10 protein-coding genes are annotated in these 13,191 nt (G+C 69.3%); 5 read left to right on the top strand and 5 right to left on the bottom strand.

What is annotated here, in order from left to right; translation table 11 throughout:
* Positions 1 to 156: 156 nt before the first annotated feature.
* Positions 157 to 1,980 (bottom strand): phosphoenolpyruvate carboxykinase (GTP), encoded by a 1,824-nt coding sequence (locus tag Q8A52_RS08875; RefSeq protein WP_316747863.1) that lies wholly within the window; start codon positions 1,978 to 1,980, stop codon positions 157 to 159.
* Positions 1,981 to 2,333: 353 nt separating this feature from the next.
* Between Q8A52_RS08875 and trhA the strand changes: the two genes are divergently transcribed.
* The 5 genes from trhA to Q8A52_RS08850 all read left to right on the top strand — a co-directional run bounded on the left by trhA (position 2,334) and on the right by Q8A52_RS08850 (position 6,518).
* The gene (gene trhA / locus Q8A52_RS08870) at positions 2,334 to 3,047 is read left to right on the top strand and encodes a PAQR family membrane homeostasis protein TrhA (RefSeq protein WP_316747861.1); all 714 of its coding nucleotides are present in this window, start codon (positions 2,334 to 2,336) and stop codon (positions 3,045 to 3,047) included.
* Between the two features lie 112 nt (positions 3,048 to 3,159).
* Complete coding sequence (locus tag Q8A52_RS08865) at positions 3,160 to 4,737, top strand: MFS transporter (RefSeq protein ID WP_316747859.1); 1,578 nt, start codon at positions 3,160 to 3,162, stop codon at positions 4,735 to 4,737.
* A 5-nt stretch (positions 4,738 to 4,742) separates the two neighbouring features.
* A complete protein-coding gene (locus Q8A52_RS08860) occupies positions 4,743 to 5,372 on the top strand; it encodes a TetR/AcrR family transcriptional regulator (RefSeq protein ID WP_456300738.1) in 630 nt (209 codons plus the stop codon).
* A 33-nt stretch (positions 5,373 to 5,405) separates the two neighbouring features.
* Positions 5,406 to 6,137, top strand: coding sequence for a Mut7-C RNAse domain-containing protein (locus Q8A52_RS08855; protein WP_316747855.1), 732 nt, complete (start codon positions 5,406 to 5,408; stop codon positions 6,135 to 6,137).
* Positions 6,138 to 6,185: 48 nt separating this feature from the next.
* A complete protein-coding gene (locus Q8A52_RS08850) occupies positions 6,186 to 6,518 on the top strand; it encodes a hypothetical protein (RefSeq protein ID WP_316747853.1) in 333 nt (110 codons plus the stop codon).
* On the opposite strand, the gene Q8A52_RS08845 is transcribed toward Q8A52_RS08850, so the two are convergent.
* From Q8A52_RS08845 to Q8A52_RS08830, 4 genes are read right to left on the bottom strand one after another with little or no spacing between them, the layout of a single operon-like run.
* A complete protein-coding gene (locus Q8A52_RS08845) occupies positions 6,502 to 8,907 on the bottom strand; it encodes a galactose oxidase-like domain-containing protein (RefSeq protein WP_316747851.1) in 2,406 nt (801 codons plus the stop codon). The two genes, Q8A52_RS08850 and Q8A52_RS08845, sit on opposite strands and share 17 nt — an antisense overlap.
* On the bottom strand, positions 8,904 to 10,097 hold the full coding sequence (locus tag Q8A52_RS08840; RefSeq protein ID WP_316747850.1) for a glycosyltransferase family 2 protein: 1,194 nt from the start codon (positions 10,095 to 10,097) through the stop codon (positions 8,904 to 8,906). The genes Q8A52_RS08845 and Q8A52_RS08840 overlap by 4 nt, the downstream gene beginning before the upstream one ends.
* Positions 10,094 to 11,746, bottom strand: coding sequence for an ArnT family glycosyltransferase (locus Q8A52_RS08835; protein WP_316747847.1), 1,653 nt, complete (start codon positions 11,744 to 11,746; stop codon positions 10,094 to 10,096). Before Q8A52_RS08835 ends, Q8A52_RS08840 begins: the two co-directional genes overlap by 4 nt.
* Positions 11,743 to 13,011, bottom strand: a complete 1,269-nt coding sequence (locus Q8A52_RS08830) for a glycosyltransferase (protein WP_316747846.1) — start codon at positions 13,009 to 13,011, stop codon at positions 11,743 to 11,745. Before Q8A52_RS08830 ends, Q8A52_RS08835 begins: the two co-directional genes overlap by 4 nt.
* Positions 13,012 to 13,191 lie beyond the last annotated feature (180 nt).

Raw genomic sequence — 13,191 nt, 5'->3', positions numbered from 1 at the left:
CCCCGACTCCCGAAAACGGGTCCGGGGCCCGCGCCGTACGCCGTTGTACGGTGCGGGCCCCGGGGCCCTTCTTCATGGTGCTGTCACCGCGGCCGGCCGTGACGATCGCTGGTCAGGGCATCCGAGGACCGGCCGCGGAGTCTTTTCGCGCGGGCCTCAGCCCAGGCGCTCCACCAGCGCCCGGTACTCGTCCCACAGCTCCTTCGGGGTGTGGTCGCCGAAGGTGTTGAGGTGCTCGGGGACCAGCGCCGCCTCCTCGCGCCAGACCTCCTTGTCCACGGTGAGGAGGAAGTCCAGGTCGGAGTCGGCCAGTTCGAGCCCGTTGGTGTCGAGGGCCGCCTTGGTCGGCAGGATGCCGATGGGGCTCTCCACGCCCTCGGCCTTGCCGTCGAGGCGCTCCACGATCCACTTCAGGACGCGGCTGTTCTCACCGAAGCCCGGCCAGACGAACTTGCCCGCGTCGTTCTTGCGGAACCAGTTGACGTAGTAGATCTTCGGCAGCTTGGACTGGTCCTTGTCCTTGGCCACGTCGATCCAGTGGGCCATGTAGTCGCCCATGTTGTAGCCGCAGAAGGGCAGCATCGCGAAGGGGTCGCGGCGCAGCTCGCCGACCTTGCCCTCGGCGGCGGCGGTCTTCTCGGAGGCGACGTTGGCGCCCAGGAACACGCCGTGGTTCCAGTCGAAGGACTCCGTCACCAGCGGCACCGCGCTGGCCCGGCGGCCGCCGAACAGGATCGCCGAGATCGGCACGCCCTTCGGGTCCTCCCACTCCGGCGCGATGATCGGGCACTGGGAGGCGGGGACCGTGAAGCGGGCGTTGGGGTGGGCGGCCGGGGTCTCGGACGCCGGCGTCCAGGCGTTGCCCTTCCAGTCGGTCAGGTGGGCCGGGAGTTCCTCCGTCATACCCTCCCACCAGATGTCGTTGTCGTCGGTGAGGGCGACGTTGGTGAAGACGGCGTTGCCCCAGAGGGTCTTCATCGCGTTGGCGTTGGTGTGCTCACCGGTGCCGGGCGCGACGCCGAAGAAACCGGCCTCGGGGTTGATCGCGTACAGGCGGCCGTCCTGGCCGAAGCGCATCCAGGCGATGTCGTCGCCGATGGTCTCGACCGTCCAGCCGGAGATCGTCGGCTCCAGCATGGCGAGGTTCGTCTTGCCGCAGGCGCTCGGGAAGGCCGCGGCGACGTACTTCGACTCGCCCTGCGGCGGGGTGAGCTTGAGGATCAGCATGTGCTCGGCGAGCCAGCCCTCGTCACGGGCCATGACGGAGGCGATGCGCAGCGCGTAGCACTTCTTGCCGAGCAGGGCGTTGCCGCCGTAGCCGGAGCCGTAGGACCAGATCTCGCGGCTCTCGGGGAAGTGCGAGATGTACTTGGTCTGGTTGCACGGCCAGGGGACGTCCTCCTGGCCCGGCTCCAGCGGGGCACCGAGGGTGTGCACGGCCTTGACGAAGAAGCCCTCGTCGCCGAGTTCCTCCAGGACCGGCTGTCCCATGCGGGTCATCGTCCGCATCGACACGGCGACGTACGCCGAGTCCGTGATCTCCACGCCGAGCGCGGAGAGCGGCGAGCCCAGCGGGCCCATGCAGAACGGGACCACGTACATCGTGCGGCCCCGCATGGAGCCACGGAACAGGCCATTTTCCCCCTGGAAGATCTCCCGCATCTCCGCGGGCGCCTTCCAGTGGTTGGTGGGGCCGGCGTCCTCCTCCTTCTCGGAGCAGATGAAGGTGCGGTCCTCGACGCGTGCGACGTCGGTCGGGTCGGAGGCCGCGTAGTAGGAGTGGGGGCGCTTGACCGGGTCCAGCTTCTTGAAGGTGCCCCTGGTGACGAGCTCGTCGCAGAGTCGCTCGTACTCGGCCTCGGATCCGTCACACCAGACCACGTTGTCCGGCTGGGTCAGTTCAGCGATCTCGTTGACCCACGAGATCAGTTCCTGGTGGTTGGTGGGGATGACGGGGGGAGCCGCGATGTCGCGCGCCACGATTGCTCCTAAATGAGGGATTTTGTCCTTGTCTGCCCCGTGGGGGCCGCGGCCCGGACGCTTCGTAGCCGCTCATCCGGTGCCGACCGCACTCATTTGATCATCCGATGGTAGTGCGCATATGTCCAGAGCGCATCACAGGTGAGCGACGTGAGGAAGGCCACGGTTACCGCGTTTCTTTGCGTGCACGATGGGTTCGCCTGAAGGTCTTTTTGCGTTACCGCGGGTTTGCCGGTCGCGGCCGGACGCGACAGCGGCGCGAGGGCGCGACCCCGTGAGAGGATGGCCACTATCGACCCGCCATCGAGCCGGAGTGGGCCGTAACTTACGGTTCCGTAGGTACGATTCCGGTCATGACTGCGTCCGCCCCCGACGCGCCCACGGACCCGCCCGCCGCCGGCCGCGGTCCCGTCGCGCTCTCCCTGCCGCACCCGGTCAAGCCCAAGCTCCGGGGCTGGCTCCATCTCGGCATGTTCCCTGCCGTACTCGTCGCGGGGCTGGTGCTCACCGCCCTCGCCGACTCCCCCCGCGGCCGCGTGGCCTGCGGCATCTATGCCCTGACGGCATGTCTGCTGTTCGGCGTGAGCGCGCTGTACCACCGGGGCAACTGGAGCCCGCGGATGGACGGCATCCTGCGCAGGCTCGATCACGCCAATATCTTCCTGATCATCGCGGGCACCTACACCCCGCTGACGATGCTGCTGCTGCCGGGCGCCAAGGGGCAGTGGCTGCTGTGGGGCATCTGGGCGGCCGCCGCGGCCGGGATCTTCTTCCGTGTCTTCTGGGTCGGCGCCCCGCGCTGGCTCTACACCCCCTGCTATCTCGCCATGGGCTGGGCGGCGGTCTTCTTCCTGCCGGACTTCATGCGCACCGGCGGCATCGCCGTCCTGGTCCTGGTGATCGTGGGCGGCCTCCTGTACAGCGCGGGCGGCGTGATCTACGGGATCAAGCGCCCCAACCCGTCACCGCGCTGGTTCGGCTTCCACGAGGTGTTCCACTCCTTCACGCTGGCCGCCTTCGTCGTCCACTACGTCGGCATCTCCCTGGTGGCGTACCAGCACGCATAGACCCCCGCACCCCCTCTCCAGTGGCCACGGCTTGCGAGCCGTGGCCATTTTCTATTGCCTGACACCGACACCCCATTGACAGTGACTAATTTTTGAAAGCTACTCTCATTTCATGGCTACTGTCATCCACACAGAGGAAGCGCGGCGCGACCCCCGCCGCTGGTGGGCCCTCGGGGCCCTGGTCGCGAGCATGCTGGTGCTCGGCTTCGACATGACGATCCTCAATGTCGCGCTGCCGACCATGGCGGAACAGCTCGGCGCCACCACCGGTGAACAACAGTGGATGGCGGACTCGTACGTCGTCGTCTTCGCGGCGCTGATGCTCCCGGCGGGGCTGCTCGGCGACCGGTTCGGGCGGCGGCGGATGCTGATCGCCGGGCTCCTGGTGTTCCTGGCCGGCTCGCTCGTCGGCACCCTGGCCGGCGATGTGAACTGGGTCGTCACCGCCCGCGCGGTGATGGGCGTCGGCGGGGCGCTGGTCATGCCGCTCGCCCTGTCCGTGCTGCCCTCGCTCTTCGGGCCGGACGAGCGCACCAAGGCCGTCGGGATCATCTCGGCCGCCTCGGCGCTCGGTCTGCCCCTCGGCCCGATCATCGGCGGCTTCCTGCTGAACCACTTCTGGTGGGGCTCGGTGTTCCTGGTCAACGTCCCGATGGTCGCCATCGGCGTCGCGGCCTGCGTCCTCCTGCTGCCCGAGACCAGCGACCCTGCCTCGCCCAAGGTCGACGCCGTCTCCACCGCGCTCACCGCGTCCGGGCTCGCCGCCCTCATCTACGCGATCATCGAGGCTCCCGACCGCGGCTGGGGCCGGACACTGGTCCTCTGTCTCTTCGCAGCAGCCGTCCTGCTGCTCACCGGACTCGTCCTGCGCGAGCGCCGGGCCGTGCGACCCATGCTCGACATGTCCCTGCTCGCCCAGCGCGGCTTTCTGCTCAACACGGTCGCAGCGACCCTGGTGATGTTCGTGCTCTCCGGCCTGATGTTCGTCCTGCCGCCGTACCTCCAGGCCGTCCTCGGCCATGACGCCCTGGGCACGGGTGTGCGTCTGCTGCCGATGATGGGCGGTCTGATGGTCGCCGCGAAGGCCGCGCAGCCGGTCGTCGAGCGGTTCGGCGCGCGCGCCGTGGTGAGCGCGGGCCTGGTCGTCCTCGCCTTCGCCGCGCTCCTCGGCAGCCGTACGACGGTCGACTCGGGCTACGGCTTCACCGCGCTGTGGCTTTCCGTCGCGGGTGTCGGCTTCGGCTTCTCGGTGGTCCCGGCGATGGACGGCGCCCTGGCCGCGCTGCCCGCCGACCGCGCCGGCAGCGGCTCCGGCCTGCTGATGACGCTGCGCCAGGTCGGCTCCGCGATCGGCATCGCCCTGCTCGGCAGCCTGCTCGCGGGCGCCTTCCGCGACCGGCTCGACGTCACCGGGCTGCCCGCGCGGGCCGCCGACACCGCCGGCGACTCCGTGGTCGCCGCGCACCTGATCGCCGAGAAGGCGGGCCCCGACAGCGCGGCCCATCTCGCCGCCTCCGCCAACGCCGCATATGTGCACGGCATGACCCTGGTCCTGCTGGTGTGCGGTATCGCCTCGCTGGTCTCCGCACTGCTGGCGGCCGCGTTCCTGCCGAGCGCGCCGGGCAGGCGCGCCACACCGCGGGAGGAGGCCCGGGCCATGGCCGCCTCCGGCACGGATGCCGGAGAATGACCACCATGACGGCCGCACGTACCTCTCCTCCCACCGACCGCTCCCGACTGGGACTCCGCGAGCGGAAGAAGATCAAGACCCGCGAGGCGATCCGCACCGCGACCTATGAACTGATCGAGGAGCAGGGGTACGACGCCACCACGATCGATCAGATCGCCGAGCGCGCCGAGGTGTCGCCGTCGACCGTCTTCCGGTACTTCCCGACCAAGGAGGACATCGTCCTCACGGACGAGTACGACCCGATCGTCCTGGACGAACTGAGGGCGCGGCCCGCGGAGGAACCCTGGACGGAGTCCGTCCGGTATGTGATGCGCCGGGCCGTCCAGCTCGGCGTCGAGGAGGATGCCCGGGTGACCCGGCTGCGGACCCGGCTGATGGTCGAGGTCCCCGCGGTGCGCTCGCGGATGATGGAGAGCATGTCGGTCACCGGCCGGATGCTCTGCCAGGCCATCGGCGAGCGCACCGGCCGGGACCCGGAGAGCCTGGAGGTGCGGGTCTACGCGATGTCCCTGGTCGGCGGCCTGATGGAGACCTCCCTGTACTGGGCCGCGAACGGTCACCGGGACGATTTCGCGGCCCTCGTCGACCGCACCCTGGACGTCCTGGAGCACGGCCTGCCCAGGGAAAACCCCTGAGCCCACGCCGCTCGCCCATGACATCCTGACGGGGTGAACGGACCCGAGATCCACGTCGAAGTAGCTCCCGAGCTCCGGCTGTTCGTCCCGAACAGCCGCCGCCATGGCAGCACCGCCCTCGCCACCGACGGCGTCTCGACCCTCGGCCATGTCATCGAGTCCCTCGGGGTCCCGCTCACCGAGGTCGGCGCGCTGGTCGTGGACGGCCGGCCGGTGCCGGTGTCGCACATTCCGACGGCCGGCGAGTCCGTGAGCGTACGGGCGGTCGAGCGGCCCCAGCGAGTCCCCGGCGCTCCCCTGCGCTTCCTCCTCGACGTCCACCTCGGCACCCTCGCCCGCCGGCTGCGCCTGCTCGGCGTGGACACGGCGTACGAGTCCACGGACATCGGCGACCCGGCGCTGGCCACCCGCTCCGCCGCCGAGAAGCGGGTCATGCTCAGCCGCGACCGCGGCCTGCTGCGCCGCCGCGAACTGTGGGCGGGCGCCTATGTCTACAGCACCCGCCCCGAAGACCAACTCCGTGACGTCCTCGACCGGTTCGCGCCCGAACTGCGTCCCTGGACGCGCTGCACGGCGTGCAACGGGCTGCTGAAGGAGGCCACCAAGGACGAGGTGGCGCACCAGTTGAAGGGCGGGACGCAGCGGTCGTACGACGTCTTCGCGCAGTGCCGGGAATGCGGGCGCGCGTACTGGAAGGGCGCGCACCACGACCAGCTGGAGGCAGTCGTGGAGCAGGCGCTGAGCATGCGTACCCAGCGGGGCTGAGTACGCGAGCCGATCACCCGGGACCGCCCGGACCGGTTGGCTGAGGTCATGACGACAGCGAAGCGCCCGCAGGCACCGGCTCCCGGCCGGTTAACCACCCGGTGGTCGGTGTGGGGACTGGCTCTGCTCATCCCCACCGTCTTCCTCTCCGCGATCGGCGTGGCCGCCACCGAGCGAGGCACCCGCTGCATCACGTACAACGAGTGCCCCCAGGTCCCGGGGGCACTCGTGTACGGCACTTTCCTCACGGCCGTCGCGGCGGGCCTGCTCGCCCTGGCGTGGCCGCGACGCCGCGGGACCAAGGGACGCGCCGCGGCCGTGGTGCTCCAGTGGAGCGCCCAGTCGCTGCTGGCCCTGGTGATCCTCAGCTACGGCCGCTGACGTCCGCCTTTCCGCAGGCGACCCCGTCCCGGTTGCGGTCGAGACCGAGCGGATCGTCCCTGCCGTTGACCTTGAGCCGGCCGTAGTGGTTCTGCTTCAGCCAGTTGCAGCGCGCGGCCGTCGTCCTCTTCACCGTCGGCGGGAAGACGGTCGGCACACAGACGTTGACCGACCCGTAGTGCCGGTCGCAGCCGGAGATCGTGGTGCTGACCTTCTGCGACGACCGCTTCTTGCCGGGCCCTGCGACCTTGCCCTCGAGGGAGTCGGCGAAGGAGTGGACGTGCGCCGAGGCGGCGGTGGCGCTGAGCGCGGCCGGGCCCTGCAGATGCACCCACTTGGCCACCGACGGCACTCCGTTGGCGTCCACCGCGAACAGCATGTACCAGCCGGGCGGTGCCAGGTTGGGGTTGCTCGTCACGTTCAGGTCGACGTTGTTGCCGTCCACCGAGAGGGGCAGGTCGACGAACCGCTGGTTCGGGTCGGAGGAGTGGGTGACCGCGGCCGGGCGGATCAGCTCCGCCTTGGCGATGGGCCTGTCCACCGTGATCCGCTGGGTGTCGCCGTACTTCCACTCCTGGTTGATCACCGAGGTGATCGTGGGCCGGGTGCCCTTGTAGAGGTAGGGCGGGGTGTAGATCGACACGTTGTGGTTCCAGCTGCCGTTGCCCGGGTTGTCACCGGTGGCCATCACCCGGCCGTCGGGCAGCAGGAACGCCGACGAGTGGTAGCCACGGGCCTCGGGGTCGGCGGCCACCGGGTCGAAGGTGTTGGCGTCCGGGTCGTAGATCGACGACTCGTACACCGGATTGGCCCGGTTGTGCAGGGCGCCGCCCGTCTCCAGGACCTTGCCGTCGGGCAGCAGGACCGCGGAGACGTACATCTTGCCCTGGGCGCCGGTCTCGGGGACCTTGCCGTTGCCGAGGTCGACCGTGCCCTGCGGGAGCGGCGGCCCGGCGACGTACGACGGGTTGGCCTGCTTGAGGTCGATGAGGTCGGTGAGCCGGTTGCCGTCCGGGTTGGTGTCGATGTTGCCGCCGCCGATGGTCAGCACCCGCTGGTCCTGCGCCGGGGGCAGCAGCACGCTCGCCGACTGGTCGCGCTCGTCCTTCTTCTGCAGGCCCGGGATCTGCGTGACCGTGTTGGCGTTGTAGTCGTAGATCGCCGACCCGGTGCCCGGGATGTTGTTGCCGAAGACATGGCTGCCCGAGTAGAAGAGGCGGCCGTCCTGCATCAGGACCATCGACGGGTACAGGCCCCAGAACGACCAGGTCTGGTTGACCTTCCACAACGGCTGCCACGCCTGGTCCTTGTCCGACCAGTACTCGGCGGTCACCGAACCGGACGAGTCCTCGCGCAGACCGCCGAAGGAGATGACGTCACCATTGCCCAGCTCGGTCGCCGAGGGGTACCAGTGGCCGTCGTTGAGGTCGTTGGTCTTGCTGTAGGTCTCGGTCTTCGGGTCGAAGATGTACGAGTCCTTGAAGCCCTCGTAGCCGTGCCCGCCCGCGACCGGGTACGCCTTGTTGCCGCTCATGACGAGCACGCGCCCGTCCTGGAGCTGGATGTGCCCCGCGCAGAACATGTCCTTCGGCGTGGGGATGACCTTGTAGGTGCCGTTCGCGGGGTCGTACACCGCGCTGGTGAACGAGCCCGCGTTGAAGTTCTCCTCGTTGTTGCCCGAGCCGGCGATGAGCAGCACCTTGCCGTTGTTCAGGACGACGGAGTGCATCGAGCGGACCGGGTTCTGCGTCGGGAGCACCGACCAGCTTCCGTTGGCGCACTGGTCGCTCGTGCCCGTGCACTGCGGAGGCGGGAGCGTGTCGGGGACCTGCTCCATGGTGTAGTCGTCGGTGGTCACCGAGCCGGTGCCGTACACCGACACACCCCAGGTGATGCGGTCGGTGCCCGCCGGGACCTCGGGGGTGCGGACGGTGGCCTGGGTGTAGCCCGACGCCATGTCGAGGGTCTTCAGGTCGGTCCAGTACTGCCAGCCCGCCGTCGTGTCGTGCCGGAAAAGCGTGATGGCGGTGTCGGGTGTCGTCGACTTGTACCAGAGGGACAGGTCGTACTGCTTGCCGGCCGTCACCACCGGCGCGCACTGGGTCGACTCGGTGATCAGCGCCTTGCGGTCCCCGTCCACCCGCCGGGTGAGCGTGACCTTCATGGCCTTGGAACCGGAGTGGGCGTCGGAGACGGTGGCGAAGCTGAAGTCGTTGTTGCCCCAGCCGGACTTCTCCCAGCAGTACGGCATGTCGTCCGTACCGGCGGACTCGAAGCCCGGGTTCTTGACGAGGTTGGCGGCCTCGGCGGACTGCGGTGAGGTGAGGAGAAGACCGGCGGTCAGGGCCCCGACCCCGACCAGTGCCGTCCTTCTTCGGTGCAGGTTCACACGGCTCTCCTTGCTGCGGTGCGGGCCCTCCCGCGACGCGGGAGGTAGACCAGCGCTTCGGTACCGACGAAGCGCAGGACGAAGGTCGTCACCAGCGCGAGCGCGGTGGCGGGCAGCGCGCCCATCCCGAACCGGTCGACGAGCAGCGCGATCAACGGGATACGCAGCACCAGGTCGGCGTTGGCGAGCAGCGCGAACCGGCCGACGCGGTCCCACCAGCGGCGGTGCGCGCGCCGGTCGCGGAACAGGAGGTGCTCGATGAGCAGGAAGTTCCAGGCGACGCCGAACTGATTGGCGAGGATCTCGGCGGGGACGTAGTGCATGCCCAGCACGGTCAGTGCCCACAGGCCGGCCAGGTTGGGCACGAAGCCGGTGGCGCCGATCAGGCCGAAGGCGACCATGCGGGCGACCGGTGAGGCGGTGCGCAGGCCGACCAGATGACGCAGGAAGCGGAAGCCCTCCTGGGCGGTCGACTTGGACTCGCCGGCGAACCGGTCCTGGAAGACGAACGGCACCTCGGCGACCGCACGCGGCCGGCTCCGCACGGCGAGCTCCAGCAGGATCTTGTAGCCGAGGGGCTTGAGTACCTCCGCCGTGACCGCGCTGCGCCGGATGGCGAAGAAGCCGCTCATCGGGTCGCTGATGCCGTGCAGCTTGCGCGGGAAGAGGGACTTGGTCAGCCAGGTCGCCCCGCGCGAGACGGCCACCCGGTAGCTGCCGGCGAGCCCGGCCCGGCTGCCGCCCTTGATGTACCGGGAGGCGACGACGAGCCCGGCGTTCGATCGCTCGCCGGTGGCGATCAGCTCCGGTACCAGGGACGGCGGATGCTGGCAGTCGCCGTCCATCACGACGATCCACTCCGAGGCGGCCGCCTTCAGGCCCTCGACCACCGCCCCGCCGAGTCCGCCGACCGCCTCCTCGCGGTGCAGCACGGTCACCGGGAACGGGCAGTCCTGCGCGGCCTGCCGGATGACCTCGGGCGTGTCGTCGGTGGAGTCGTCCACGAAGACGACCTCGCAGGGCAGCCGGGCGGGCACCGACTCGGTGATCTGGTGCAGCAACTGCCGGATGTTCGCGGACTCGTTGAAGGTCGGTACGACGATGGTGACGGCACCGGGCTCGGCCACCTCGGCGCCCTGGACGGCCGGATCGCCCAGCTCACCGGGGACCGTGTACTCGTGGCTGCTCATCGCTCGCCTCCCGCGGCTGCCGTCTGGATCTTCCGGATCTCGATGCGGTCGGGTCCTCTTCCGAAGGTGGCGACCGGGGTGGAGTGCTGGATGGCGGCCTTGACGTTGGGCAGGTCGCGGGCGTCCCGCCGGACCGTCGGCGAGGCGACCACGTAGTCGATGTCCTTCCAGCCGTGCGGCATGGTCTTCGTCACGGCCGGGTCGAGGTCGGCCTTGTAGAACCAGATGGCGCCAAGGCCGGGCTGGTAGCCGTGATGGACCAGGTCCAGCCACAGCGCGTCGTCGACGAGGACCCGGGTGTGCCCCGGGTCGCCCACCTTGCTGCCGAGCCACTTCGAGGCCTGCCGGTAGGAGGCGTTGGCGTCGGCGGTGACGGCGGTGCGGTCGCCGTCGTACCAGTGCGGTACGACATAGACGCCGGCGGCGACGGCGAGGACGGCGGCGAGCGCGTACCGGCCCGCGGTGACATACCGGTTCTCGTTCGCGGACCGCCGTCTGCGCAGCACGGCGTGGGCCACGGAGGCGGTGCCCCCGGCGAGCACCAGCGCGAGGAAGGGCAGGGCACCGATGACGTACATGGCGGGCAGGTAGCCGTTGGGCCGCATCGCCACCAGGGCCAGGATCGCCACGGTCAGCGCCGGTCCGGCGAGGGCGCGGGCGGTGACCGACCAGCGCCAGGTGACGAGGAGCAGCAGCGCCCCGGCCAGGCCGCCGAGGGGCAGCACACGGTCGTAGTACAGCCAGGAGTGGAGCACTCCGTACGAGCCGGACGACGTGTCGAGGATGAAGCCCGAACCCGGCCTGGACATCTGGTACTTGATGCCGTCCCAGAGTGACACGTGGCCGCTGCCCGGCAGCAGCTCGCCCTTCAGGAGGGCGAAGAGGGGGTAGGAGAAGCCGGCCAGGACACAGGCGGTGATCGCTCCGGTGAGGGCGAACTTACGGGTGTCGCGGTGGCTGTGGCGCCACATGGTGAGCAGCAGGGCGGGCAGGACGACGAGCATCGTTTCCTTGGTGAGCACACCCGCGGCGGCCGCGAGTCCCGCACCGAAGTGGTGCCACAGGTGCCGGCTGGGCGAGGCGGCGAGACAGAACGCCAGCAGCAGCCACATCACGGCGATGTTGTCGAGGAAGATCTCGCGCTGGAGCACGACGGCGAGCGGCGACAGCCCGAAGAGCACCATGCCGAGCCCGGCCGCCCAGCGGGGCAGCGACAGGCGACGCCCGAGGACATAGACGAGGACCGCGCTGACGGCGCTGATCACCAGCATCGCGATGCGCATGCTGCCGACGGTCATCGAACCCGGGCTGACCGCGGACGGGATCCAGGTGAGCAGTGCTATCTGGATCCAGCCCAGCGGCGGGTGGTCGTACCAGTAGGTGTAGTGGGCCAGGCCCTTGCCCTGCTGCACGGCCCAGGCCTGGGCGAGATAGGTGCCCTCGTCGTCGCTGAGGGTCGGGTAGTCGGCGATGTTCCAGCCCTGGACGACGAGGATCGCCACGAGGAGCACTCCGCACAGGAGCAGGTCGGAACGGGAGGAGCGGAGTCGGCTCGGCGGCGTTGTTCGACCGGTCGAACGCTCCTTGGGTACAGGTCGGCGCTGCGCGGGGACCTTCGGAGCGGTCACCACGGGAAGGGTGGAGGTCACGCAGGAACGTCCTCTCGGGTCGTCTCGGCCGCGGTGAGGTGCGCGCCGACGTGGGTGGTCAACTCCCAGTCGTTACGGCCGCGCTGCTCACGCCATACGGCGCGGATCGCGGCCCCTGCGAGGAGGACCTGGTAGAAAGGGCCGCCCACGATCAGCTTCACGTAGTGGACGAGGCGGACACGGAGGCCGTACTGCTTGCCGAAGTCGTGCAGCCCGACCACCTCGAAGACGAAGGTGACGGCGGCGGTGACCAGGGGCAGGAAGGTCAGGAAGGCGACCCCGACGGGGACGTCCAGGAAGAGCGCCACGGCGGCGTTGAGCGGTATGACGACTCCGGAGAAGGCCTGCAGGAACGGCGTCATCAGCGTGTACCGGGCGAGCAGCCGCTGCCCGAATCCCGGGAGCTGCTTCCAGTCCTTCTTCCGGTAGACCTGCAGGAAGCCCTGGTTCCAGCGGGTGCGCTGCTTCAGCAGCGACATCAGCGAGCCGGGCGTCTCCTCGCGGGTGACCATGTCGGAGTCGTAGGCGACGACGACCTTCTTGCCGACGCTGGACAGGCGAACGCCCAGGTCGCAGTCCTCGGCGAGGCAGTTGGGGTCCCAGCCGTCGGCTTCCCTGAGCACGTCCGTGCGGACGAAGACGGTGTTGCCGCCGAGCGGGATGAACCCCTTCTGCGCGTGCAGGTGCAGCCGGGAGCGGAACCAGAAGAAGTACTCCAGGCAGTTGCGCAGGCTGTACCAGCTGGAGTGGAAGTTGATGAGCTGGACGCCGCCCTGGACCACGTCGGCCCCCGTCGTCCGGAAGGCGTGGTCGACGTGGGCCAGGAGTTCCGGGTGGACCTGGTCCTCGGCGTCGAAGACCCCGACGACGTCGCCGCGGCAGTGCGGCAGCGCCGTGTTCATGGCCTTGGGCTTGTTCTTCTTCTCGTGCGTGTCGACGACGACACGGACACGCGGGTCGCGCTCGGCGGCCGCGTTGGCCACCGCCGTGGTCTCGGGGTCGTCGTGCCCCACGATCACGATGATCTCGAAGTCGGTGTGCGTGGATTCCAGCAGCCGCTGGATGGTGTGGTCGAGCACGGCCTGTTCGTGCCGCGCCGGCAGCAACAGCGAGAACGACAGATGTTCGTCCCCGTCCGGTCTGCTGAACCGGGTGGAGGCGAGCACTTCGGGCGTGCGCCACGCGTGCATCTGCCACCACAAGGTGAAGGCCGCCATCCAGAACAACGCAAGCGAGACGGCAGCAATGAAGACAGACGTGAGCAAAAAGATCCCCCCAGATCCCCATATCCCCCCGGCGCGACGTGGCATCCCGCCCGTCGCGTCACGATGGAGAGATTATGAGTGTTCTGTGAAGCGCGCAGGCCTTTTCAGTGAAGAGCGTGTTTCCTCACAATCACGCCCTCGGTGAGCAATTCGAACGCTAGTCACGTTTACGACAGTTGG

This window comes from Streptomyces herbicida, assembly GCF_032656585.1.
Taxonomy (GTDB): domain Bacteria; phylum Actinomycetota; class Actinomycetes; order Streptomycetales; family Streptomycetaceae; genus Streptomyces; species Streptomyces herbicida.
The sequence above is the reverse complement of the archived record's forward strand: the minus strand, read 5'-3'. Positions and strand labels throughout refer to the sequence as shown.

Bases quoted from the DNA above. Each gene is read 5' to 3' on its own strand.
- trhA (WP_316747861.1), top strand. From the start codon at position 2,334: ATGACTGCGTCCGCCCCCGACGCGCCCACGGACCCGCCCGCCGCCGGC.
- Q8A52_RS08860 (WP_456300738.1), top strand. From the start codon at position 4,743: ATGACGGCCGCACGTACCTCTCCTCCCACCGACCGCTCCCGACTGGGA.
- Q8A52_RS08840 (WP_316747850.1), bottom strand. From the start codon at position 10,097: ATGAGCAGCCACGAGTACACGGTCCCCGGTGAGCTGGGCGATCCGGCC.
- Q8A52_RS08850 (WP_316747853.1), top strand. From the start codon at position 6,186: ATGACGACAGCGAAGCGCCCGCAGGCACCGGCTCCCGGCCGGTTAACC.
- Q8A52_RS08865 (WP_316747859.1), top strand. From the start codon at position 3,160: ATGGCTACTGTCATCCACACAGAGGAAGCGCGGCGCGACCCCCGCCGC.